Raw genomic sequence first — 23,017 nt, forward strand, 5'->3', positions numbered from 1 at the left:
CCTAGCCCCTTAGCCCCTAGAACCTCGCCCTCACCACACCCTGAAATGCTTGCTGAGCTTCAGGCCCTGGCTCTGATAGTGGCTGCCGCCTTCGCCATACAGGCGGGTAGGGCGTTCCGTCAGGGGTTCATAGACCAAGCGGGCGACGATCTGGCCGTGTTCCAGCAGGAAGGGGGTGTCGTGGGTGCGAACCTCCAGCACGCCCTTGGACCCCGCCCCGTGCGCCTCGTCCGTACCGAAGCCGGGGTCGAAGAAGCCGGCATAATGGACGCGGAACTCGCCCACCGACGGATCGATGGGGGTCATCTCCGCGGCCTGATCGACGGGGATTTCCACGTCGTCGGATGAGGCCAGGATGTAGAACTCGCCCGGGTCCAGCAGCAGCTCGCCCCGGCGCAGGGTCAGCGGCTCCCAGAAGTCGCGCGGGTCGTGACCGTCGATATGGTCCATGTTGACCACGCCCGCATGGCGGCGACCGCGATAGCCGACGATGCCGTTGTCCCCGGCCCTTAGGTCGACGCCGACGCTGCGGGTCTCCAGCTTGGGCGGCTCGCCCGCCTTTAGCCGCAGCTGGTTCAGCCGGGTGCCGGGCCGCACCAGGATTGAAAAGGTCTGGGGCGCGATCTCCATATACAGCGGCCCGTCATAGCCCTCGGCGACATCGTCGAACGAGGCCCCCTGATCGGTCAGCAGGCGCACGAAGACGTCGACCCGCCCGGTCGAGCTCTTGGGATTGGCGCGCGCGATCAGGCCGCGCGGCAGGCTCAACCGCTCCTGCAGCCGGGCGATGTAGACGCAGCCCTTTTCCAGCACATAGCCGCCCGACAGATCGATGGGATGCATGGAGACGTCGGCGATGCGGTCCAGCACCTTGCGCTGACCGGGCAGGAAGCTGGCGCGGACCCGCCAGGCCTCATTGGACAGGCGCAGGTCCAGACTGGCCGGCTGGACCTGGTCGGCGTCGAAGGGGGTATCGGACACGATCGCGCCGGTGGCGATCAGGGTCTCGATGGACTGGCAGGGCAGGATGCCCGCAACGGAAAGGTCGATGGACTGCATGGGAGCCGCCTTACACGAATTCGCGCCGTGTCTCCCCCTCTGACGCTTGACGTTTGGCCCCCGCGGCGGACGATAGGCCGATGCACGACACCCCCGCCTATGAAGCCGAGACTGACGGCATCGTCGTCCGCGTCCGCCCCAGCTTTCTGGCGGGCCAGTCGAACCCCGACGCCGGGCGCTGGGTCTGGGCCTATCAGGTGGAGATCGTGAACCTGACAGGTCTGGCGGTGCAGCTGATGGCCCGCCACTGGGTCATCACCGACGCCAGAGGCCAGGTCGAGGACGTGCGCGGCCCCGGCGTCGTCGGCGAACAGCCCGTGATCGCGCCGGGCGGCAGCTATACCTATGCCTCCGGCTGCCCCCTGACGACGCCGTCCGGTTCTATGGTCGGCAGTTATGCGATGGTGGATGCCGAGGGCCGCAGCTTCGATGCCGCGATCCCGGCGTTTAGTCTGGACGTGCCGGGGCAGAGGCGGGTGCTGAACTGATGAAATGGCCTTGGCAAACAGACGGACTGAGCCGCAATGATCGAGCTCAGGCCTGGGAGATGGTGAAGTCTCTCGGCCTTCCGGCCGATCCTGCTGCTGTTGTCCCGCTCGAGTTCGAACAGATGCGGTCGCTGGACAGCGTATTGGATCGCATTTTCGTTCTCCATGCGGTGTCGGCTGTCGCTCACGGATTTTCCGCTCAGCGGTCTGAGGCATGGATCCAGCAGGAGCGCCTCGGCGGACACCTCACGCCTGACGAAGCGTCAGTGCTTGAGGGGGCAAATACCGATTTTGAGCCATATCGAGAGCAGGTCGAGGCCTTGTGGGCGCTGTTCTGGCTAGCAGGACTGACGCTGGAACTTGATCCTGTTGAAGGTTGTCCTGATACCTTCGTCCAACTCTTGCCGGATATCCGGCTTGAGCCAATGCCGACGACATTGGCTTGGCGATCACGAGCTCGTTTGAGGACGCGAGCCGAAGTGCAGAGGGCCGGTTATGCAGCAGCATGCCTTGTATGGGCTTTCGATCAGGCAAAAGCCTCAGGACGCCCAACTCCCCAGCTTCAAAGCGGTCTTTGGGTCAGACACCGGTTTAATGCCCTAGCTTGGGCGTCAGGTTCGCAAGATTGGGCTCAACCCGTCGCAGTCCATCGAAAGTGGTGGAAATAGGCTCTGCGGTAATCAGAAAATGGGCGGGGGTGAGGGGCTGCGTCAACCCGGATAACCGCAGCCCCGCCCCAGTCACTCGACGGCGCATGCGGGTGCATCGTCGAGGTGGAGGGCGGCTCTCTAAGAGCCATTCGTGACATTTCTTGGGGCGCTATCGGCTATCGCCTGCTTGAGCGCGCGGAAATGCAGAAAATCAGCGACGCGCGCTCAAGCAGCGAGCGACCGCGTCGCGAGCGTTAGCGCCCCTTAGATATAACGCCTCAGGCTGCGGGCCAGATCGTTGGAGCCGCCCTTCTTGACCTGGGGCTGGTAGGCGACGCGGGCGTGCTCGACGCAATAGACGCCTTCCGAGGCGCGGCGACCGCAGAAGGTGAACTCCGACGACGACGGATCACCGATGGGCCATTTGCACATGTGGGCGCCCAGGGTCATCACCGTAGCGGTGCCGGGCAGGTCGGGCATGGGCGCGGGCACCGACGGCGCGGCCGGACGCGGCTGAACCGCCTCGATGCGGCGCGGGGCCGAGGGGGCCTGGGTCGCCTGAGGGGCGGGGCGAGGACGGGCGGTGCGGAAGGTGGCGCGTGCCGGCTGCGAAGGCGCGGCCCGGCCCGACAGGCCCAGGCGGTGCACCTTGCCGATCACGGCATTGCGGGTGACGCCGCCGCCCAGCTGTTTGGCGATCTGGCTGGCCGACTGACCCTCCAGCCAAAGCTTCGTCAGCGCGCCGACGCGATCTTCTGTCCAGCCTGCGGTCATCATGCCCTCCGGGGTACGGATTCAATATATGGGGTCCAGACTTCCCTCCGAAGGTCTCGACCTACCACCAATCGTAAACGAGCGCTTAATTGACGCAAGATGTGCGATTCCGTCCGTCCACAGGAACCACATCTTGTATGGTTAACCTCCATTGCGTTGAAACGCCGCCCTTGCGTCCGGCCTTGCGAACGGCGATCTGGCGGACATGGCCCTGAAGACTTCAAAAACCCGCTGGCGCGACGTCGTCCTGGTCTGTCGCAAATGCCAGAAGAAGCTGGACGGCGGCTTTGGCCCTGATGGCGACAAGACGTTGAAGAAGGCGCTGCGCAAATATCTGAAGGCGGGCAAGGGGCGGAAGGCCGAACTGGCCGTGGTCGGCACCGACTGTTTCGACGTCTGTCCGAGAAATGCGGTTGTGGCCGTCAATGCCGCCAACCCCAAGGCCCTGCTGATCGTCCCGGCGGGCGCCGACCTGTTCGAGGTCAAGGCCAGGCTGGGGCTGGACGACGACCGGCGCTTGAAGGCTTTTCCTGCGGACTGATGGGGTGACCTGTCGCAACGGCGGGTCTAGGACTGCGTTGTGAACCTCCGCTCGCCCGCCTTCGCCATACTGTTCTGCGTCAGCCTGATCGCGGCGGCGGGGAACATGGCGCTGCAGTCGGTGCTGCCCAATATCGGCCGCGCGTTCGAACTGAGCGATACGCTCGTCGCCGGTGCTTTCGCCATCTCCGCCCTGATGTGGACTGTGGCCTCGCCCTTCTGGGCGCGGCTGTCGGATCGGCTGGGGCGCAAGAAGGTCATGATGATCGGCCTGACCGGCTTCGTCCTGTCGATGACCGGGTTCGGCCTGGCGACGACGGCGGGGCTGGAGCGGTGGCTGGGCGTTGGCCTGGCGTTTGCCCTGATGGCGATCGCGCGCACCGTCTATGGCGTCTTCGGCTCGGCCGCGCCCATCGCGTCGCAAGCCTATGTCGCCGATCGCACCACGCCGGAACAGCGGACACAGGCCATGTCCCTGCTGGCCTCGGCGCAAGGATTGGGCACCGTCATCGGCCCGACCCTGGCCCCCCTGTTCGTCCTGCCGCTGATCGGTCTGGCCGGGCCCATGTACGGATTCGCGGCCATGGGTCTGATCGCCCTGATCGTCGTCTGGCGGCGTCTGCCCAGTGGCGATGTGGTGCGCACCCCCTCGCCCAGCGGACGGCGCGACACGACCGGCAAGGGCCTGTGGAAGGACCCGCGCGTGCGGGATTATCTGCTGTACGGCCTGATGATCACCGGGGCCCAGGCAATCAACATCTCGGTGCTGGGTTTTCACATCATCGACGAACTGGCGGTGACGGGGACAGGGGCGGCCGACACCCAGCCCTTCATTGCCCTGGCCATGTTCGCGGGCGCGGCGGCGACCCTGCTGGCGCAATGGGGCCTGATCCCGCTCCTGAAGCTTCAGCCGCGCGACCTGATGCGCTGGGGGGCCGGACTGGCGCTGGTCGGCAATCTGCTCAGCATCGCCTCGCCTGGCTATTATGGCGTGGTCATGGGCTATGCGGTGGTGTCGATGGGCGTCGGCTTTGCCCGGCCCGGTTTCACCGCCGGATCGTCCCTGGCCGTGGGCAGCCACGAGCAGGGAGCGGTCGCCGGGCTGATGATGTCGCTGGCGGGCCTCAGCTTCCTGGCTCCGCCCGTGATCGGCGTGGCCCTGTACGAGCTGGCCGAGCCCGGCCCCTTCATCGCCAATGCCGTGATGCTGGCGGTGGCCACCCTGTTGTGCTTCGTCAGCCCGCGCCTGCGTCTCGGGCCCGAAGACCTGCCGGGTCGCGACGAGACGCCGTCAGCCGACACGCCCCCGGCGTCGCAGCCTGGCCCTGAGGGCAATCGCTGACTTTAACTTGCCCGGAAGTCGTGCCAGATCAGCGGCATGACCACGATCGCACGCATCGAGAAACGCTTCGGCATCCAGGCCCCCGTCGACCGGATCTGGGCCGTCATCGAACAGCTGGACAGCTGGCACCGCTGGAACCCGATCGAAAAGGGCATCAGCGGCACCATCGCCTTCGGCGGCAAGGTGGCCCTGACGGAAACCCTTCCCGGCGCGGCGCCGCGTCCGGTGGAGGCGGTCGTCAGCGACTGGCAACCCAATGCCCAGCTGGTCTGGACCGAAAAACGCGGCCTGTGGTTTCAGTCGCTGCGCTATTTCGAGATCGAGGAGCTGGAGCCCGGCAGCAGTATCGTGGCCAATGGCTATATCTTCACCGGCCTGCGCGGCGAAATGCATTTCGACAAGCACAAGAAGGCTCTGCGCGGTGCGGTCGAGGCCGTGGCCGAGGGCTGGCGCGCCGCGATCGAGGTCTGACCCGGCCTCAGTTGCTCTTCATCGTATCCATGATGCTGATGACCGCTGGCGTCAGGATGACGATGAACAGCACCGGCAGGAAGAACAGGATCATCGGCACCGTCAGCTTGGCGGGCAGCGAGGCCGCCTTCTTCTCGGCGGCGGACAGGCGCAACTCGCGGTTTTCCTTGGCCATGACGCGTAGCGCGGTCGACAGCGGCGTGCCGTAGGTCTCGGCCTGGGTCATGGCCGTCGCCACCGACTTGACGCCCGGATGATTGGTCCGCTTAGCCAGACCCTCATAGGCCATGCGGCGGTCCGGCAGATAGCTGAGTTCGGCGGACAGCAGGGACAGCTCTTCGGCCAGATCAATGGAGGAGGCACCGATTTCCTGGCTGACCTTGCTGATCGCGGCCTCGATCGACATGCCGGCCTCCACGCAGATCAGCAGCAGGTCGAGGGCATCGGGAAAGGCCTGCATGATCGAGGTCTTCCGCTTGGAGATGCGGTTGCCGATGTACAGATTGGGCGCATAGAAGCCGATCGCCGCCGCGAAGATGACGATGGCGATCCGTGGCATCAGGTCCAGGCCGAAGTCGTTGATGACGAACACATAGAGGATGGCGACGGCCATCAGCACGAACGGCATCGAGAAGCGGAAGAAGTAGAAGGTCGTCAGGGGCTTGGGCCCGCGAAAGCCTGCTTGGGCCATCTTCTCGGCGACCTTGGGATCCTCCAGCATCTTGGTCAGGTTCAGCTTTTCGACCACCGTCTTCTTGAAGCCGTCGTCGGTGTGGCGCAGCGCACCGGGCGCATTGTTGCTGGCCATGGCCTGGCGCGAGCGGCGCTTCAGCTCGTCGCGACGCGCGGCGACGGCCTTCATCCGCCCCTCCAGCTTGACCCCGCCGCCGAAGGAACTCAGCACGGTCATGACCGTGGCGAACACCAGCACGCCCACGACGATGCTGAGCAGGGTCGGGACGTCGGTGAAGAAGGCGATGATATCGTTCATACCCGGCTCCTAGAACTTGAACGAGATCATCTTCTTCATGACGAAGATGCCGAAGCTCATCATCAGGACGGCGATCAGGAGCATGAAGTTGCCCCGGGGGTCATTGAACAGCTTCATGATGTAGTCGGGCGTCGTCAGCCAGACCATGATCATGACGGCGGGCGGCAGCGAGCCGATGATGCCGGCCGAGGCCGTCGCCTCTGACGACATGGCCTTGATCTTTTCGCCCATCATCCGGCGCGCCCGCAGCACGACCGACAGGTTGTTCAGCGCCTCGGCCAGGTTGCCGCCCGTCTTCTGCTGAATGGCGATGACGATGGTGAAGAACTTCAGCTCCGGCGTGGGCATGCGCTCGTACATCTTGTCCAGCGCCTGGCTCAGCGTCAGGCCGACGCCCAGCCCCTCGACCAGGGTCTGGAACTCCGGCCCCAGCGGCAGGGGCGCCTCCTTGGCGATGATCTTGAAACAGTCGTGGACCGGCAGGCCGGACTTGATGCCGCGCACGATGACGTCGACGGCATCGGCAAAGGCGAGGGAGAATTTGGCCCGCCTGCGCTTGCCCAGAAAGCCCACCACCCAGCGCGGCAGGCCCAGGCCGAACACGATCCCGATGCCCAGGGCGATGAAGATGTTCAGCCCCAGGACGAAGGTCACCAGTATCGCCATGACGCCCAGGACGGCGCTGACGATCCAGAAGACCGGCACCGACATTTTCAGTCCGGCCTGTTTCAGCTTGGCGGATATGGTGACGCGGGCCTTGCGCTCGCGCCGCTCGGATTCCTGCAGCTGCAGCATGATCTGCTTGCGGCGGGCTTCGGGCGTATTGGCGGCAGCCTTGCGCGCGGCGGCACTGCTTGGACTGGTGTTCGAGAATGTCTGGGCGCGCTTCAGCGCCTGTTCGCTGGAATCGCCGCCGCCGACGAAGGCCCAGCCCAGGCCGCCGATGGTGATGAAGGCCAGGACGGCGGCGAGGATCGGCAGCATCGTCTGTTACTCCGCCGCGTCCAGGGCCTCGGCCAGCTCGCGCTCCAGACCGTAGTACCGGGCGCGGTCCCAGAAGCGCGGGCGCGCGATGCCGGTCGAGCGGTGACGGCCGATGATCTTGCCGTGCTCGTCCTCGCCGGTGATCTCGTAGACGAACAGGTCCTGGGTCACGATGACGTCGCCTTCCAGCCCCACCACCTCGGTGATGTGGGTGATGCGGCGCGAGCCGTCGCGCAGACGCGCGGCCTGAACGATGACATCGACCGAGCCGACGATCATCTCGCGGATCGTCTTGGACGGCAGGCCATAGCCGCCCATGGTGATCATGGATTCCATCCGGCTGATGGCCTCGCGCGGGCTGTTGGCGTGCAGCGTGCCCATGGAGCCATCGTGGCCGGTGTTCATGGCCTGGAGCAGGTCGAAGGCCTCGGGTCCGCGCACCTCGCCGACGATGATGCGTTCAGGCCGCATCCGCAGGCAGTTCTTGACCAGATCCCGCATGGTGATCGTGCCCTGCCCTTCCAGATTGGGCGGGCGGGTTTCCAGGCGGACGACGTGCGGCTGCTGCAGTTGCAGCTCGGCCGCATCTTCGCAGGTGATGACGCGCTCGGTCGGGTCGATGAAGGCGGTCAGGGTGTTCAACAGGGTGGTCTTGCCCGAGCCTGTACCGCCCGAGATCACCAGATTGCATCGCGATGCGCCGATGACGCCCAGCACACGGGCGCCCTCGGGACTGATGGAGGCGAACTCCACCAGGTTCTTCATCGTCAGCTTGTCTTTCTTGAACTTCCGGATGGTCAGCGTCGGGCCGTCGATCGCCAGCGGCGGCGCGATGACGTTGACGCGAGAACCGTCGGCCAGACGGGCGTCGCAGATGGGCGAGCTTTCATCGACGCGGCGGCCGACCTGCGACACGATCCGCTGACAGATGTTCATCAGCTGAGCATTGTCGCGGAAACGGATATTGGTCAGCTGGACCTTGCCGTTCACCTCGATGAAGACCCGGCCCGCGCCATTGACCATGATGTCGGCGATATCGTCGCGGCTCAGCAGGGGCTCCAGCGGGCCATAGCCCAGGACGTCGTTGACGATGTCCTGAACCAGATGCTCCTGCTCGGCCACCGACATGGAGACGTTCTTGATCGCCACCAGCTCGGCGACGATGTCGCGGATTTCCTCCGCCGCCGCCTTGGCCTCCAGACCGGCCAGCTGGGCCAGGTCGATGGTGTTCATCAGGGCGTTGAAGATGGTCGTCTTGGTGGCGTGATAATAGTCTGACTGTTCGCGGACAATCTCGGCGACGGCCTGGGCCTTCTTCAGCTGTTCGAAGCCGGCAGTGGCCTTGGGGCCGGGCCCGTCCTTGGGCTTGGTCTCGACCTCGCGCGGGCGATTGGCCAGGGCATCCAGCCGGTCGGCGGCCTCGGAGGCGGGCTTGGCGGTATAGCTGTCCTTCTTGCGCTGCTGGGCGTCCGCAGCGGCGATGGATTCCGTGCTCCCGAAGGCAAACGCTTGCGGCTGGGGCGCGGGCGCCTCGTCCAGCATCAGGTCGTCATTGCCCCCGATCACCGGCTTGGGCAGGGGCGCGGCCGCCGCTGCACGCTCTGCGGGCGGGGGACTGCCGGGTTGACCTGTACGCTTGCCGAACACGGATCAGGACTTCTTCTTGAACAGGCCGGAGAACAGGGATTTGCCCGCGGGCTTGGAGCCGGACGGTGCCGGCAGGGCGCGCATCTTCGAGGGCTGGGCCTGGGGCAGTTCACGCTGGGACACGATCTGGGCCAGGGTCTGGAAGGCTTCCGCCGCCTTGGACTTGGCCCCGGCGTCGACGATCATCTGGCCGTTGTTGGCGGCGGTGCCGAAGGTCTTGGGATCGAAGGGAATGATCAGGCTGGGATGGACACCCAGGGCCGTGCCGAAATCCTTGGCCGGGATTTCCGGGCGACCGGGCACGCCGACCTGGTTCAGCACAAGACGCGGCGGCGCATCGTTCGGGCGTCCCTGACGGATCAGATCCATCATGTTCTTGGCGTTGCGCAAGCTGGCCAGATCGGGCGTGGCCACCACGACCACCTCATCGGCGGTGATCAGGGTGCGGCGCATCCAGCCGGACCACAGGTGGGGGAGATCGAGGATGACGAACGGTGCCGTCGAGCGGATCTGGCTGGTCACCTCCTCGAAGGCATCGGCCGAGATGTCCCAGTCGGTATCGAGTGTGGCGGGCGCCGCGAACAGGCTCAGCTTGTCGGTGCAGCGGACCATCATCCGGTCCAGCAAGGTGGCATCCAGTCGGTCCGGCTGGGTCAGGGCGTCGGCGACGCCGTTCAGCGGGTCCTGGTTGAAATCCAGCCCGGCCGTGCCGAACGGCAGGTCGTAGTCGACGATGACCGTATTGGCCCCGATCTTCTCGCTGATCGCATAGGCGGTGTTGTGGGCGATCGAACTGGCCCCCGAGCCGCCGCGCGCGCCGACGAAGGCGATCGAGCGACCGATGAAGGGCTGGGCCGGATCGGCGAACAGGCCGCCGATGGCGGTGATCAGTTGCAGCGGTTGCAGGGGCGCGACCAGATATTCGCTGACCCCGCGCCGCATCAGTTCACGGAACAGAAGGATGTCGTTGGTCGGGCCGATGACCACGACCTTGGTGCCCGCGTCACAGACCTCGGCCAGCTGATCGACCTCCCACAGCAGGCGCTGCGGATCGCTCAGGCATTCGACGACAATCAGCGGGGGCGTGGGCTCGTGCTGGTAAGCCTCGACGGCCGCGGGAATGCCGCCGATGCGGATCTGGGTCGTGGCCCGCGACAGGCGACGGTCCTGGGCCGCGCGATCGGCGGCGGCCAGGGTGTCCTGACGCTCGGCGAAGATGTGGATGGCGATGCGCGGCACCGACACTTCGGGCGTGGTCGTGACCGGCGGCGAAAAGGCGGCGGATGCGCCCGCGACCATGTCACCGACCGGATTATAGCCCGAGGCGTCATAATCGGGTTCGGCAGGACGAAGGGCCGGCATGGCGGCGTCCGCAGGCACCGGCGGGACAGGCGCGTCCTGGCCCGGGACGTGCATCGAAAGGGGGGCCGGCGCCTCAGGCGAGACGACTGCGGTCCAGTCGGCCGGCGCGTCCGGGACCGGAGCAGCGGGTGTTGCAGGGACGACGGGGGCGATACCGGCCGGAGCCGTGAACCGGAGCGGAGCCCGCTCTTCCGCACTCTGCGCCGGGGCCTGGACGAAACCGGGATGGGCGGAGGCCGCCGTGGGATGCGGGGCGTGGCCCGGCGTCGGCGTCAGATCGGCTCCCATGTCCAGGTCGAAGTCCTCGTCGAAATCCTCGAAGGCGCGGGGTGCGAAGGCGTTGCTCATCGGTGCTATTCCACGGCCTGGGCGACGCGACCGCGCACCAGGGTTTCCTGTTCGGCTGAGGCCAGCTCGCCCTGGCGATAGCGGGCGAAGACCACGGCGGCCCGACCGCTGTCGGCCGGCTGGAAGGTGCGGGGCGAACGGATGTCGCGCGGATCGGCGATCTGAGCCGCCATGTTGGCCGTGACGGCACAGCCGAAGCCGCCGGTCGGCAGGTTTGAAAAGCGTGAGCCCAGGCTGCGCGGCTCGGCCGAACAATCCGGCACATGGGCCCGCAAGACTTCGAACCCGGCCAGCACGGGCGCACGGGAATCCGGCGCATCATAGCCGACGACCTGGATGCGATCGCCCGGAACGCCCATCGCCTGGATGGCGTCGCGCATGGCATAGGCCTGGGCCGCCGCCACCGGATCGTTGCCCGTAGGAGCCTCGATGCGCAGGACCTCGGCCCGCTGGTCCGCGAACCGCGAGACCAGCCCGCGAAGGGCCGCATGCTGATTGCCCGACAGCCCCTGATCGTGCACGGCCAGGGCGATGCGGTCCACGCCTGGCTCGACCTGCAGCACATATTGCGACAGCGGCGTCACCGGAGCCGTATTCATCTGACCCGTCGTGACGGTGGAGCAGGCCCCGAGGGTCAGGGCGAGCGCGGCAAGGGCGGCGATGGGGGCGTGGTTCACGGCGTACCTCATTCGATCACATAGCCCACAGGACCGGTCCAGCCGGCGTCCGGTGCGGCCGCGTTAGCCGTGCCGCCGCCGTAGCGCTGGTTCAACTGGCCGAACAGGATGGTCTGGGCGTCGTTGGCGATGACCAGGCCGTCGGCCGGGGTCTGCAGATTGCCGGGCGACGTCGGCGAGACGATGTAGGCTTCCAGGATGATGACCAGTTCGGTTTCGCCGCTGATGTAGTCGCGCGAGCGGAACAGGGCACCCAGGACCGGGACCGAACCCAGACCCGGCAGCTGATCGATGTTCTGGCGCAGATCCTCGCGCAGCAGGCCAGCGATCATCAGCGAGCCGCCCGACGGAAGCTCGACCGTCGACGACGCCCGCCGCACGGCCAGGGCCGGGATGATCAGGGCATTGTCGGCCGTGCCGCCCAGGGTAAAGGCCCCCTGCGTCGACAGTTCCGAGACCTCGGTCGAAAGTTGCAGCGAAATCCGGCCTTCGGACAGCACGACCGGGCGGAAGGCCAGGCGCACGCCGTAGGGCTTGAACTCGATCAGGATGTTGCCGTCGTTGTCGCGTCCGACCGGCACGGGGAATTCGCCACCGGCCAGGAACTCGGCGCTTTCGCCGTTGACCGCCGTCGTATTGGGCTCGGCCAGGATGCGAACCAGACCGGCCCGTTCGAAAGCCCGCAGGGTCGTGTTCAACGAACCGTCGGTATACCCCAGACTGCCGCCGCCCAGCTGGCTTCCGGACACGGCGAATGTGGCGGTCTGGGCGAACCTCAGCCCGTCACCGACGCCCTGGACCAGGGCGGTGGCGTCGACGCCCAGTTGTTTGACGGCGTTGCGCTGCACCTCGATGACGCGGGCCTTGACCATGACCTGATCGGAGCCGCCGATGGTCATCATGTTGATGACCTTCTCCGGCGCGGCGACGAAGGCGCGGGCCACCTGGGTGGCGCGATCGGCCTCGCCGGGGCTGCCGACCTGGCCGGTCAGGATGATGCTGTCGTTGACCGCCTCGGCGCGAACCTGAGAGCCCGGCATGACCCGGCTCAGCGTATCCTGGAGGGCCGACACGCCGGCATCGACGCGGATGCGCAGCGACAGGATGGTCCGGCCCGAGGCATCCAGCACGACCGCATCGGTCTCGCCCGGCTGCAGGCCGATGATGGTGATCCGGCGCGGCGAGTGCAGCATGGCCTCGGCCACGACGGGGTTGGGCACGATCACGTCGCGGGCGTCAGCGGGCAGATCCACCGCCATGGACGAGCCGCGCGGCAGGTTGATCAGCTGGCTGCCCGCGCCCATCGGCAGCGAGGATCGGGACTGGGCCTGCGCCAGTGAAGGCGCGGCCATGACGGGGGCGGCGACGGTCAGGACCGCCAAACAGCCGAGGAGCAGGCGTTTCATTGGACCACCACCACTTCGGGTGCGCCACCGCGATAGACGCGAACGGCAGACGGTTGAACTTGTGTGGCGCGGGCATAGGTCCGCCCCGACGGTCCTCCCGTATCGGCATAGGACCGTAGCGACAGACTGAGGTCCCCTTCGGCCACGGCGAGGGCCAGGGCTTCTCCATCCTGAGGCGAGACCTCAAGGGTAGCCGTCGCGCCGACGACGGTCTGGGCATCGTCGCCCAGGCGGGTCGCCTGATCGATGGCGAGCACCTTGAGGTTCTGCAGGACGGTTCTGGAATCGAACTTGTTGCGGCTGCCCTCGGTGGAAGCACTTTCCATTTCGCGCGTCAGGACCACATCGACCCGGTCGCCAGGCAGGATGAAGCCGCCGGCGGACGTCTCGACGCCGATCGCAATCGACATGGCGCGCATGCCAGGCTCCAGATAGGCGGCCATATAGCCACTGTCGCCGGCGCGCACGATCTTGCGGGCGATGATCGGTTCGCCGGCCAGGATGGGCTCGCGCACGACCGAACCGACATAGTCGGCCTTGGCCCCGCCGGTGGCCAGATTGGTGGCCGCACGGGTCACGGAGGCGACGGCGCCCTCGGGCTTGGCAGCCTCGGTCTCGGCCTTGATCTCTTCCTCGGACTTTTCGGCCGAGGGGATGGGCACAGAGCCGTCGGTGATGAAGGCGGGATTGACCTCATCGACAGCCCATTCCTTCCAGGCCAGATCGGCTTCGGTCAGACGCTGGCCGGGGGCCAGATCCTGAGCGGCGACCAGCACCTGGGCCATGGGGCGGGTTTCGACGGGGGCGGCGGTGGCGGTGGCGGTCGGCTCACCGCCCGAACCCATGGCACGGACCACCAGGGCCAGGCCGATGGCGGCGACGGCGGCAACCCCGATCACGGCAATTCTTGCAGGCTTCATCACGATCTCCGGCAGGGTCGCACCCCGTCAGGACCGGGTCCTGTGGCGCTCTACCGTTAATGATCATGGGGGTCGGGGGTTAACGCCCCCCTAAACGCGGCGACCGATGTTTTTCAAACTTCGCCGTTCGCTCAACGGGCCAGAAAGGCCATGACCAGCGGCGACGCCGGATAGGCCATCAGGGCCCCCGCGGCGATGGCGGTGCCATAGGGGATGTCGCCCTTCGGCTCCATCAGCACATCGACCCAGGCCGGTGCCCCGAACACGAACGGCCGGACATGCTGGCGGGCGAGGATGACGATCAGGCAGAACAGACCGCCGATCACCGCCGTCCACAACACGAACGGCCCCGTCCCGGACAGGCCCATCCACAGACAGGTGGCGGCGATCAGCTTGCCGTCGCCACCGCCGAACACGCGCAGGGCAAACAGGCCCATCGCCACGATCAGGGCCGCAAACGCGATACCGACATGCAGCAGGATCGTCATCGGAGGCAGACCCACCGCCGCGGCGGCTGGAAAGAAGGCGATCACCAGCGCCACCGAAATCCAGTTCGGAATGGTCATGGTCGTGATGTCCTTCAGCCCTGCGACGATGGTCAGGGCCGGCATGATCGCAAGTATCAGGAAGATCAGAATGTCCATGGTGCCTTGGTAAACGACCACGCGTTAAAGTCTGGTTTCGCGCCGCGCCGGACAAGAAAAAGGCCGGAGCGTCGCCGCTCCGGCCTCCTTCAGGTTCTGAGAACCGGTAGGGCTTAGGCGCCCTTGCCGACTTCCGTAGCGACCTTGTTGAAGGCCTTGCTGATGTTGCCACCCAGCAGGGTCAGGGCCGTGATGATCGCGACGGCGATCAGGGCGGCGATCAGGCCGTATTCGATGGCGGTGGCGCCCGACTCGTCGGACACGAACTTGGAAATGAACTTGGTCATGTGTGTTCTCTTTCAAAAAAGGTCTAGCGGACAACTGTGGGAGAGGTCGGTCGCCCGCTTCACCCCCGTAACAATGCCTATAAACACCGACCGAAGTTAAGGTGAGGTAGTTCGTCATGGTTACTTTTGCATTTACCATTTTTCTCTGATTTCACGCCGCAGAACCGCCTCGTTTCGTGTATTCGGCAACTGCGCGACAGGCTTTAGCCTTTGTTCAGGATTACGATCGATGATCGGCCAACGCTCACGCGCGCGCCCGTTCATTGGATACCGACGCCATGTCCCGACCTCACCGTCTTCTGGCCCCTCTCAGCGCCCTGGCCTTGATGGCCTCGCCGCTGGCGGCAACGGCCCAGTCCGCCCCCCTGAATGTCAGCATCGATCAGGCCGTGCGCATCCCGCTGCGCGGTGCCGCCGGGTCCGTCATCGTCGGCAATCCCCAGATCGCGGATGTCACGGTCGTTGATTCCAACACGCTGTACATCACCGGCAAGGGGTATGGCGTGACCGAGATTGTGGCCGTGGACGCCATCGGCCGTACCGTCTTCGAACGCCAGGTGATCGTCAGCGACGGGTCCGGTCAAGGACGTGTCCGCGTCTGGCGCGGCGGTCAGTCGACCGAGATGGCCTGTGGTTCGTCCTGCTCTGCGACGGCCAGGGGCTCGTCCGGCGGCAGGTCCGCCACTGCTGCGCCCGCTGGGTCCCAGTAAGGTATCTCGGCCATGAGGCGCGCACGGGGACGACCCATGACGAAAGGGCGTGGAGGCAAGCGCGAAGGCGCGGCCGCCGTCGAGTTTGCCATGGTCATCCTGCCGTTCACCTTCATGATCTTCGCCCTCCTGGAGCTAGGCCTGATCTTCGTGGTCGATTCCGTCCTGGGCAATGCCACGATCGAGAGCGGCCGCCTGATCCGCACGGGTCAGGCCGAGGCCGCCGACATGACCGCGCAAGAGTTTCGCGACGATCTGTGCGGGCGAATGAGCATCTTCTCCACCCAGTGCGATGACCGCGTCAGCATCGATGTGCGGGTGATCCCCGCCTTCGGCTCTCCGGTTCCGGATCCCATGAGCAATGGCACCAGCTTCGATGAGAGCCAGCTGGACTTCAACTATGGCACCTTCGGCAGTCTGGTGCTGGTGCGCGTCTGGTATCGTCAGCCGCTGGTGACGACCTTCCTGGGTCAGGGTCTGTCGCGTCTGAGCGACGGCAACGCCCGCCTAATGTCGGCCACGGCCTTTCGGAACGAGCCGGCATGATGGCATCCCGAAATTGGTTGAAACGGTTCCGCCAGGATCAGAGCGGGGTTTCGGCCGTCGAATTCGCGCTTCTCGCGCCAATCATGATCGCGCTCTACTTCGGCATGGTCGAGGTCTGCCAGGCCTATATGGCGCAGAAGCGGATGAGCCACGTCACCTCCATGGTGGCCGACCTGACGGCCCAGGCCCAGTCGGTGACGCGCAACGACCTGACCGACATCTTCAATATCGGCAACCAGATCATGGAGCCGTTTTCGCCCAGCCCCCTGCAGACCCGCGTATCCAGCGTCACCCGCGACAACAACGGGGTGGTTCAGGTCGATTGGAGTTTTGGCCGTGGGATGACGCCCCGCACAGGAACCGTCACCGTGCCGGCGGGCCTGATCAACAACGGCGAGAGCCTGATCCTGTCCGAAGCCATCTATGACTATCAGTCGCCGGTCGACAGATATCTGCCCGGCATCACCAAGCTTCAGCGCACCTACTATCTGCGGCCACGCGTGGTGGACAAGGTGCTCTGCTCCAACTGCTAGCCTGTAAGGGCCTCTCGTAGCGCCCTGATCTTGGCTTCCGTCTCGGCCAGTTCCGCCTCCGGATCGCTGTCCGCGACGATGCCGGCCCCGGCCAGGGTCCTGAAATGCCAAATTCCATCAAAGCGTTCGAACGAGGCGGTCCGGATCAGGACCGAGGCCGTCAGCCTTCCATCATCGTCGACGTGGAACAGGCTCCCGCACCAAGGCCCGCGCGGGGCCTCATGCGCAGCGATCACCTTCATCGCCTGATGCTTGGGGGCCCCTGTGATGGAGCCGGGCGGAAAGGTCGCCTCCAGCAGGTCCGCCGCGCTCGAGCCGTCTTTTGCCTTTGCCACGACGGTCGAGACCAGATGATGCACGGTCGGATGGCTCTCGATCTCGAACAACCGCTCGACGCGAACCGATCCAGGGTGCGCGACGCGTGACAAGTCGTTGCGCATCAGATCGACGATCATCAGGTTTTCGGCCCGATCCTTGGCGCTGTCCCGCAGATCGGCGGCCAGGGCCGCATCGCGCACTGGATCATTATCGCGCATGCGGGTGCCCTTGATGGGGCGGGTCTCGATCCGCCCGTCGTCCGAGTCGAAGGTCAGGAACAGCTCCGGCGAGTTCGACACGATGGCCCGGTCGCCGATCCGCCAGAACGCCCCGAAGGCGGCCTCGCGTCCGGCCAGCCGCAGCAGCACGTCGAACGGCCCGGCCTCAGGCTTCAACGTCCCCGACCAGGCGCGGGCGATATTGGCCTGAAACAGCTCGCCCGCCGCGATCCGGTCCACGACGTCGGCGACGGCGGCGCGATAGGTCGATGGCGGCTCCTCTTCCACGAAGGCGACGGCCGGTGCTGGCGGGACCTCCGGCGTCACCGCCTTGTCGAGCCAGCTCGCCGCGCGGTCGCACGCCTCCTGTGCTGCCACCGCATCGATGCCGCGTCCCACGGCCTCGACGGTCCGGGCCTGGTGATCGAACACCAGCATCGTGGGATAGCGCGCCAGCATCAGATCGGGCCAGTTCGAGGTCCGTTCACCGGTCGCCGGTCGCGCGCCCGCGTCATAGGCGATCAGACCGACCGTGGCCGTGGCAAAGTCTGGATCACGCAAGGCGTCCAGCCGCGAACTGTCCACCAGCGGCCCGACTTCAACGCGGTCAGGTTTGGCCGCCACGAAGGATCGTCGCCCCAGCGAGCCCCCATCGGACAACAGAACCAGCAGTCCGTCGCGATCCCTCAATCCGTTGGCCACCGCCAGCGGTTCGTGCCAGTCGCACGCCCTGACCTGGCGCGCCGTCAAGGTCATGCGCTCAACCGTTCGCCGATCCGGTCGCGCAAGCCCGCGTCCACGCCCAGGGCCTGTTCCAGATAGGCGTCGACGGAACCGTGGCGCTCCATGATCGTCGCCAGCGCCGTCTCGAGAAAGACCGCATCGACGCCCAGAAACGCAACCACTGCCTCATGCGAGGCGACGCGGCCCGTCCGCTTTTCCAGCTGGCGCGCAATCGCGGGCGCGCGAGCCTCCAGATCGACAGCGGTGTTGGTCAGCAGATAGTCGGCCATCATGTCGTCGCGGTGCACGCCCAGCAGGTGATGTGTCAGGGCGGCCAGCGTCCCCGTGCGATCCTTGCCGACCGCACAGTGGATCAGCACGGGCCGGTCGCTATCGCCCAGCGTGCGGAAATAGCGGGCGAAGGTGTCCAGATGGCCTTCGTCGAACGGCAGGGTGCGATAGGTGTCGATCATGAAGGCCCGACCGGACACGGGGGTCAGCTCCGCCTCGCGCAAGAATCGCATGTGCGGGGCCTCGCCGCCATCGTCCAGATCGCTTTCGATCACCAGCCCGTCGAAGCCGGCCCATCGCCGCGAGGGCTGGTCGCGCCGTTCGCTGGGGCGGCGCAGGTCCACCACGGTGGCGATGTTCAGGGCCGCCAGCCGCTCCAGGTCCGCATCGCTGACGCGTGACTGATGCCCCGCGCGGAACAGATGGCCCATCTTCAGCCGCCGCCCCGCCGCCGTATTGTAGTCCCCGAAATCGCGGAAATTATCCAGGTCGTCGAAGCGATGAATGCGGTCGGTCATGGGGCGCTTCTAGCCGACCCCATAACCGCTCGCCACCGCATCGATGTCTCAGCCCGGCGAGCCGTTCACCAGCCCCTGCATGGCATCCAGATAGGCGATGAAGGCCTTTCGCCCCGAGGGGGTCATACTGGCCTCGGTCAGGGGTTTGCGCCCCTCGAACCGTTTGGTCACCGCCACGAAGCCGGCATCCTCCAGCTTGCGCAGGTGCACCGACAGATTGCCGTCCGTGGCGGAAAGCCGGGTCTTCAGGGTGTTGAAGTCCGCGCTCTCCACCCCCGACAGGATCGCCATGATGCCAAGGCGAACCCGGCCGTGGATGACGTCGTCGATGCGGTTGATGTCGAACGCCTCTTCGACCTTTGCCGCAGGCTCGCTCATTTTCCGGCCGCCCGCATGAAGATGTAGCCCGGCAGGCCCATCAGGCCGATCAGGGCCGCTGCATAGGCCAGGTACTGTGCCGTGCTGCCCGCGAACAGGGCCAGGATCGGTGCGGCGATTAAGCTGGCGATCGACAGGATCCACATGGCCCGCGAGCGGTGCATGACGGCGCTGACGGCCCAGCCGGTCGCGTAGAAGACCAGAATGATCGACGGGATCAGGGCCGAGATGACGGGCAGGGTGTCCACGCCGAGTTTCCACCCCAGTGTCACCATCGAGACGAACATCGCAAAGATGCCCCAGCCCATGGCCGACCACGCGATGGCCGAGGCCTTGTTGGCCGTCGTCTGGACCGTCTCCGTCCGCTTGAGCTGAGGCGTCGCGATGGCGATGAAGGCAGCGTAGATCAGGCCCGATGCCAGCCAGGGGATCCAGACGGCGTCCATTCCGCCAGGCAGCAGATCCGTCGCGAAAGCCCAGTGGAACAGGCTGGCGATGCCGAAGACCAGGCCGCCGGTCATCAGGAACGAGCCACCGCGCATGGGCGTGCTGGCTCCCTCCTCGGCCAATCGGCGCATCCAGGCGATGTCGGCGGGGGTGTCGATGGGGTCGTGGGTCATGATGAAGTCCTCCTTGAACGAGGACGTACGACAAGTGCTTTGTATTGTAAAGTGCATTGTCATGGCAATGTCGTGCGGAACGACTTGCAGTTTCACATCAGGCTTTTCAGGCCCTCGCGGTAGGTCGGATATTGGGGCCGCCAGCCAAGCTCGGCCTTGGCGCGGGCGTTCGAAAGCCGCTTGGAGTCCAGATAGAAGCGCCGCATGCCGTCGCTGACGGATGGGTCGGTCCAGTCGACCTCGGGCGGCTGGGGAAGGCCCATGTGGTCGGCCGCCCACTCCATGACCGCGTCCGCTGCGGCCGGTTCATCGTCGCACAGCGTATAGGCCCGGCCCGGATGGGGCTTGGCCATGGAGGCGAACAGGCCGCTGACAACGTCGTCCACATGGATGCGGTTGAATACCTGGCCGGGCTTGCGGACTCGCCGTGCCGTCCCGTCTCTCAGCCGGTCGATCGGCGAACGGCCGGGGCCGTACAGGGCCGGCAGGCGGAAGATCTGCACTGTCAGCCCCATCCCCTGACCCGCATCCAGCCAGTCCCGCTCGGCCCGCACCCGCCGTGCACCCTCCAGGCTGGCGGCGTTCAGGGCGTCGTCCTCGAACGCCCAGCCTCCGTCCCGGTCGCCATAGACTGCGGTGGAGGATACATAGCCGATCCAGTCCGGATAGGCCCCCGATGCGGTGATCGCGGGCACCAGGGCCTCCAGCCCCGGACAGCCCGATGCCCCGGGCGGTGCGGTGACAAGGATAGCTTTCGCCGTGCCAACAGCTTGCGTCAGGGCCGACTCGTCGGTGGGATCGATGGCCTCGAAACCGGAGGCCGCCAGCTCTGCCCGTCGCGCGGGATCGCGACTGGTCAGGACGACGCGGTCACCTCTCTCAACAGCCGCCAGCGCCACGGCCTCGCCCAGCCAGCCGCCACCGAAAATCAGCAGACATGAGGCTTCGGCGACCTGGGTCATGAAGGGCTCAGGCCGAGACGGCGCGGGGCGTGGCCGGGCGGGGCGGCGTTACCGCGACCGCGGTTTCCGTCTTCACCGCCTCTGCCCGCTTGCTGTTCCAGGTCGACACGCACGGCACCTTGGCCGGATCGGCCCGGTCGGCATAGCGGCGCGCGATGTCGGTCACCTCGTCCATCAGCCCCTGGGCCAGGGTGATAGGCTTCAGCCCCAGATCGCGGAACTGGTCATTGGCCACGACCAGTTCGTTCTCGTCGGCCTCCTGCCGTGGATTGGGGACATTGTGGACCTCGGCCCCCGTCATCCCGGCGATCATGCCGGCCAGGTCGCGGACCCGACGGCTTTCGGTCATCTGGTTCAGGATCTTGACCCGATCGCCCGTCTTCGGCGGGTTCTTCAGTGCCAGCTCGACGCAGCGCACCGTGTCCTGCAGATGGATGAAGGCCCGCGTCTGCCCGCCCGTGCCATGCACCGTCAGCGGATAGCCGACCGCCGCCTGCATCAGGAAGCGGTTCAGCACCGTCCCATAGTCGCCGTCATAGTCGAAGCGGTTGATCAGCCGCTCGTCCTGGCGCGTCTCTTCCGTCTGGGTGCCCCAGACGATGCCCTGGTGCAGGTCGGTGATCCGTACGCCGTCGTTCTTGGCATAGAACTGGAACAGCAGGGCATCCTGGGTCTTGGTCATGTGATAGATCGACCCGGGGTTCGGCGGAAACAGGATCTCCTGCTCCGTCGGGCCGAAGTCGGTGTCCACCGTGACCTTCAGATAGCCCTCGGGAATACGCAGGCCGGCGGTCGTATAGCCATAGACCCCCATGGTCCCCAGGTGCGCCAGATGCACGTCACGCCCGCTCTCGACGATGGCGGCCAGCAGATGGTTAGTGGCGTTCAGATTGTTGTCGACCGTGTACAGCTTGTGCCGCGCCGACTTCATCGAATAGGGGGCCGCGCGCTGCTCGGCGAAATGGACGACGCTGTCGGGTGCCCAGTCGCGGATCAGTGAGACCAGCCGGTCGAACTCCTTGCCGACGGTCATGTTGACGAAGTCGATGGTCTTGCCGCTGACCTCCTGCCAGGCCGCGATCCGCTCGCCCATGGACCGAATGGGTGTCAGCGACTGGACCTCCAGTTCATTGTCGATGTTGCGGCGGCTTAGATTGTCAACGACGCAGACGTCCCAGCCCCGCGCCGACAGGTGCAGCGCCGTCGGCCAGCCGCAGAAGCCGTCACCACCCAGAACCAGTACGCGCATCGCAAACCCTTCAAATAGACCCTGACGCCTCGTTAGCCGAAGGGCCGTGGCGCGCAAAGCGTGGCCTTAACGCGCCCGCGCCCGCCATTGATCCCGGCTCTGGCCCCAGATGTCGACACGCGCCGTCTCGAACGGTGCCGGCAAGGTCCCGGGACCCCGGTTGGTGGAGCCCAGACGTTCGGCCAGTTTCTGCGACGGCACATTGTCCGGATCGATGCAGTGGATGACCTCGGTCCAGCCCAGGACGTCGAAGGCATAGTCGATGCTGGCGATCGCCGCCTCCATCGCATAGCCCTTGCCGTGGGCGTCGGGATGCAGGCTCCAGCCCACCTCCGTGCCGGGCCAGCCGAGCGGCTGCCATGGGCCGATCCGGCCCAGCCACAACCCCGTCTCGCGCTCGATCACCGAGAACATGGCCACCCCGGTCAGGCTCCACGCCCCGGCCATCGACATCATCGCGCGCCAGGTCGCCGCTGGGGCCTGAACCCCGCCGATGAACCGCGCGGTCTCCGGATCGGCCATCAGCTCGGCCCAGCGCGGGAAGTCCTCCAGCGCCGTAGGGCGCAGGGTCAGGCGCTCGGTTTCAAGGATGGGTCCGGTCATAGGCGGTACACCTGCTCGAGTTGATACAGACTGCCGTCACTCTTCAGCGTGCTGGAATACAGGCCGAACTGGTCGATGCGGATCGGCGGTGAATGCAGCAGATTGTTCTGCGCCACCCAGGCCCCCAGCCGGGCCGGATCGGTCTGACTGTTCAGATAGGCCAGGGTGACATGCGGGTGATAGGTCCGCTTCTCCATCTTCACCCCCGCGCGCTCGGCCGCCGCCTTGCAGCGCCCGGCCAGCACATTCAGCCGCTCGCTCGCTGCAACCCCGGCCCACAAGGTGTGGCTGCGATGCGCATCGCCGAACGCCCCGACCCCCGCCAGTTCGATCTCGAACGACCCCGTGCCTTGTGCCCGCTCCAGTTCCAGCGCCAGATCGTCGGCCCGGCGTTCGTCGATCTCGCCATAAAAGGCCAGCGTCACATGTAGCTGTTCCGCCGTTCGCCAGCGCGCACCGGGCAGGCCGGTCTGACGCGCGGCCAGGCTCTCGGCCACATCCTCGGGGATCGACAGGGCGGTGAACAGGCGGATCATGCGACCGTTCGTAGCGGGATGCAGCCTTTGGCCCAAGTCCGGTTTTCCTTGCGGAAGAGCCGGTCGCGCCCGATATTGTTGCAAAGGTCGGGGTTCGCCCGGCCGGATTTGGAGGACGAACTCGCGATGAGCGATTTCAGAAACGGCTATTCCGCCCCCGTCACCGCCGACATGTCGGTCGACGCGGGCCTGCGCAGCTTCATGCTGGGCGTCTACAACAAG

The 23,017-nt window shown here is 66.1% G+C and carries 27 protein-coding genes and 1 pseudogene; 9 read left to right on the forward strand and 19 right to left on the reverse strand.

Translation table 11 applies throughout. The features are described from left to right. Nucleotides 1-30 precede the first annotated feature (30 nt). Nucleotides 31-1,059: a 2'-deoxycytidine 5'-triphosphate deaminase gene (locus tag JHC81_RS08360; protein WP_292173238.1), complete on the reverse strand. Its 1,029-nt coding sequence runs from the start codon at nt 1,057-1,059 to the stop codon at nt 31-33. Nucleotides 1,060-1,139: 80 nt separating this feature from the next. Here JHC81_RS08360 and apaG point away from each other — a divergent pair, with 80 nt between their 5' ends. Both apaG and JHC81_RS14430 read left to right on the forward strand, forming a co-directional pair. Further along, entirely contained in the window at nt 1,140-1,547 is a 408-nt protein-coding gene (gene apaG / locus JHC81_RS08365) for a Co2+/Mg2+ efflux protein ApaG (protein ID WP_292173241.1), read from the forward strand. Nucleotides 1,548-1,606: 59 nt separating this feature from the next. Further along, the gene (locus JHC81_RS14430; RefSeq protein WP_366465914.1) at nt 1,607-2,215 is read left to right on the forward strand and encodes a DUF4272 domain-containing protein; all 609 of its coding nucleotides are present in this window, start codon (nt 1,607-1,609) and stop codon (nt 2,213-2,215) included. A 246-nt stretch (nt 2,216-2,461) separates the two neighbouring features. Here JHC81_RS14430 and JHC81_RS08370 read toward each other — a convergent pair whose 3' ends face one another. Beyond that, nucleotides 2,462-2,971, reverse strand: coding sequence for a GcrA family cell cycle regulator (locus JHC81_RS08370; protein WP_292173244.1), 510 nt, complete (start codon nt 2,969-2,971; stop codon nt 2,462-2,464). Between the two features lie 205 nt (nt 2,972-3,176). Here JHC81_RS08370 and JHC81_RS08375 point away from each other — a divergent pair, with 205 nt between their 5' ends. The 3 genes from JHC81_RS08375 to JHC81_RS08385 are packed head-to-tail and all read left to right on the forward strand — an operon-like array spanning nt 3,177 to nt 5,324. Next, complete coding sequence (locus JHC81_RS08375) at nt 3,177-3,512, forward strand: hypothetical protein (RefSeq protein WP_292173247.1); 336 nt, start codon at nt 3,177-3,179, stop codon at nt 3,510-3,512. A 39-nt stretch (nt 3,513-3,551) separates the two neighbouring features. Next, the gene (locus tag JHC81_RS08380; RefSeq protein WP_292173250.1) at nt 3,552-4,853 is read left to right on the forward strand and encodes an MFS transporter; all 1,302 of its coding nucleotides are present in this window, start codon (nt 3,552-3,554) and stop codon (nt 4,851-4,853) included. A 36-nt stretch (nt 4,854-4,889) separates the two neighbouring features. Next, on the forward strand, nt 4,890-5,324 hold the full coding sequence (locus tag JHC81_RS08385) for an SRPBCC domain-containing protein (protein ID WP_292173252.1): 435 nt from the start codon (nt 4,890-4,892) through the stop codon (nt 5,322-5,324). A gap of 7 nt (nt 5,325-5,331) precedes the next feature. On the opposite strand, the gene JHC81_RS08390 is transcribed toward JHC81_RS08385, so the two are convergent. The 9 genes from JHC81_RS08390 to JHC81_RS08430 form a co-directional block, all read right to left on the reverse strand. Next, nucleotides 5,332-6,315: a type II secretion system F family protein gene (locus tag JHC81_RS08390; protein ID WP_292173255.1), complete on the reverse strand. Its 984-nt coding sequence runs from the start codon at nt 6,313-6,315 to the stop codon at nt 5,332-5,334. Nucleotides 6,316-6,324: 9 nt separating this feature from the next. Next, entirely contained in the window at nt 6,325-7,299 is a 975-nt protein-coding gene (locus JHC81_RS08395; RefSeq protein ID WP_292173257.1) for a type II secretion system F family protein, read from the reverse strand. Between the two features lie 6 nt (nt 7,300-7,305). Then, on the reverse strand, nt 7,306-8,841 hold the full coding sequence (locus JHC81_RS08400) for a CpaF family protein (RefSeq protein WP_292173301.1): 1,536 nt from the start codon (nt 8,839-8,841) through the stop codon (nt 7,306-7,308). A 108-nt stretch (nt 8,842-8,949) separates the two neighbouring features. Further along, on the reverse strand, nt 8,950-10,656 hold the full coding sequence (locus JHC81_RS08405; protein ID WP_292173258.1) for an AAA family ATPase: 1,707 nt from the start codon (nt 10,654-10,656) through the stop codon (nt 8,950-8,952). A gap of 5 nt (nt 10,657-10,661) precedes the next feature. Continuing rightward, nucleotides 10,662-11,333, reverse strand: a complete 672-nt coding sequence (locus JHC81_RS08410; protein WP_292173261.1) for a CpaD family pilus assembly lipoprotein — start codon at nt 11,331-11,333, stop codon at nt 10,662-10,664. Nucleotides 11,334-11,341: 8 nt separating this feature from the next. Continuing rightward, nucleotides 11,342-12,739, reverse strand: coding sequence for a type II and III secretion system protein family protein (locus tag JHC81_RS08415; protein ID WP_292173263.1), 1,398 nt, complete (start codon nt 12,737-12,739; stop codon nt 11,342-11,344). Further along, complete coding sequence (gene cpaB, locus JHC81_RS08420) at nt 12,736-13,659, reverse strand: Flp pilus assembly protein CpaB (protein WP_292173265.1); 924 nt, start codon at nt 13,657-13,659, stop codon at nt 12,736-12,738. Before cpaB ends, JHC81_RS08415 begins: the two co-directional genes overlap by 4 nt. Nucleotides 13,660-13,790: 131 nt before the next feature. Further along, a complete protein-coding gene (locus JHC81_RS08425; RefSeq protein WP_292173267.1) occupies nt 13,791-14,303 on the reverse strand; it encodes a prepilin peptidase in 513 nt (170 codons plus the stop codon). A gap of 113 nt (nt 14,304-14,416) precedes the next feature. Further along, the gene (locus JHC81_RS08430; RefSeq protein WP_292173270.1) at nt 14,417-14,590 is read right to left on the reverse strand and encodes a Flp family type IVb pilin; all 174 of its coding nucleotides are present in this window, start codon (nt 14,588-14,590) and stop codon (nt 14,417-14,419) included. Nucleotides 14,591-14,868: 278 nt separating this feature from the next. Between JHC81_RS08430 and JHC81_RS08435 the strand changes: the two genes are divergently transcribed. The 3 genes from JHC81_RS08435 to JHC81_RS08445 are packed head-to-tail and all read left to right on the forward strand — an operon-like array spanning nt 14,869 to nt 16,379. After that, on the forward strand, nt 14,869-15,300 hold the full coding sequence (locus tag JHC81_RS08435; protein WP_292173273.1) for a pilus assembly protein N-terminal domain-containing protein: 432 nt from the start codon (nt 14,869-14,871) through the stop codon (nt 15,298-15,300). A 36-nt stretch (nt 15,301-15,336) separates the two neighbouring features. Beyond that, complete coding sequence (locus JHC81_RS08440; RefSeq protein WP_292173276.1) at nt 15,337-15,846, forward strand: TadE/TadG family type IV pilus assembly protein; 510 nt, start codon at nt 15,337-15,339, stop codon at nt 15,844-15,846. Further along, nucleotides 15,846-16,379, forward strand: a complete 534-nt coding sequence (locus JHC81_RS08445) for a TadE/TadG family type IV pilus assembly protein (protein WP_292173279.1) — start codon at nt 15,846-15,848, stop codon at nt 16,377-16,379. Before JHC81_RS08440 ends, JHC81_RS08445 begins: the two co-directional genes overlap by 1 nt. Here JHC81_RS08445 and JHC81_RS08450 read toward each other — a convergent pair. From JHC81_RS08450 to thpR, 8 genes are all read right to left on the reverse strand, one after another. Continuing rightward, on the reverse strand, nt 16,376-17,671 hold the full coding sequence (locus tag JHC81_RS08450; RefSeq protein ID WP_292173281.1) for a chorismate-binding protein: 1,296 nt from the start codon (nt 17,669-17,671) through the stop codon (nt 16,376-16,378). The genes JHC81_RS08445 and JHC81_RS08450 overlap by 4 nt on opposite strands. Next, nucleotides 17,668-18,447, reverse strand: a complete 780-nt coding sequence (locus JHC81_RS08455; protein ID WP_292173283.1) for a tyrosine-protein phosphatase — start codon at nt 18,445-18,447, stop codon at nt 17,668-17,670. The genes JHC81_RS08450 and JHC81_RS08455 overlap by 4 nt, the downstream gene beginning before the upstream one ends. Nucleotides 18,448-18,495: 48 nt before the next feature. Further along, complete coding sequence (locus JHC81_RS08460) at nt 18,496-18,825, reverse strand: transcriptional regulator (RefSeq protein WP_292173284.1); 330 nt, start codon at nt 18,823-18,825, stop codon at nt 18,496-18,498. Continuing rightward, a complete protein-coding gene (locus tag JHC81_RS08465; RefSeq protein WP_292173287.1) occupies nt 18,822-19,445 on the reverse strand; it encodes a hypothetical protein in 624 nt (207 codons plus the stop codon). Before JHC81_RS08465 ends, JHC81_RS08460 begins: the two co-directional genes overlap by 4 nt. Nucleotides 19,446-19,537: 92 nt before the next feature. Continuing rightward, nucleotides 19,538-20,407 carry an SDR family oxidoreductase gene (locus JHC81_RS08470; protein WP_292173289.1) on the reverse strand — a complete coding sequence of 290 codons (870 nt, stop codon included), beginning with the start codon at nt 20,405-20,407 and terminating at the stop codon, nt 19,538-19,540. Between the two features lie 7 nt (nt 20,408-20,414). Next, nucleotides 20,415-21,656: an NAD-dependent epimerase/dehydratase family protein gene (locus JHC81_RS08475; RefSeq protein WP_292173294.1), complete on the reverse strand. Its 1,242-nt coding sequence runs from the start codon at nt 21,654-21,656 to the stop codon at nt 20,415-20,417. 66 nt (nt 21,657-21,722) lie between these two features. Then, on the reverse strand, nt 21,723-22,259 hold the full coding sequence (locus JHC81_RS08480; RefSeq protein ID WP_292173297.1) for a GNAT family N-acetyltransferase: 537 nt from the start codon (nt 22,257-22,259) through the stop codon (nt 21,723-21,725). Next, a complete protein-coding gene (gene thpR, locus JHC81_RS08485; protein ID WP_292173299.1) occupies nt 22,256-22,795 on the reverse strand; it encodes an RNA 2',3'-cyclic phosphodiesterase in 540 nt (179 codons plus the stop codon). The genes JHC81_RS08480 and thpR overlap by 4 nt, the downstream gene beginning before the upstream one ends. A gap of 126 nt (nt 22,796-22,921) precedes the next feature. Here thpR and JHC81_RS08490 point away from each other — a divergent pair. Then, nucleotides 22,922-23,017: pseudogene (locus JHC81_RS08490) on the forward strand (BAX inhibitor (BI)-1/YccA family protein); the annotation flags it as partial.

This window comes from Brevundimonas sp. (genome assembly GCF_016463295.1).
Classification (GTDB): Bacteria; Pseudomonadota; Alphaproteobacteria; order Caulobacterales; family Caulobacteraceae; genus Brevundimonas.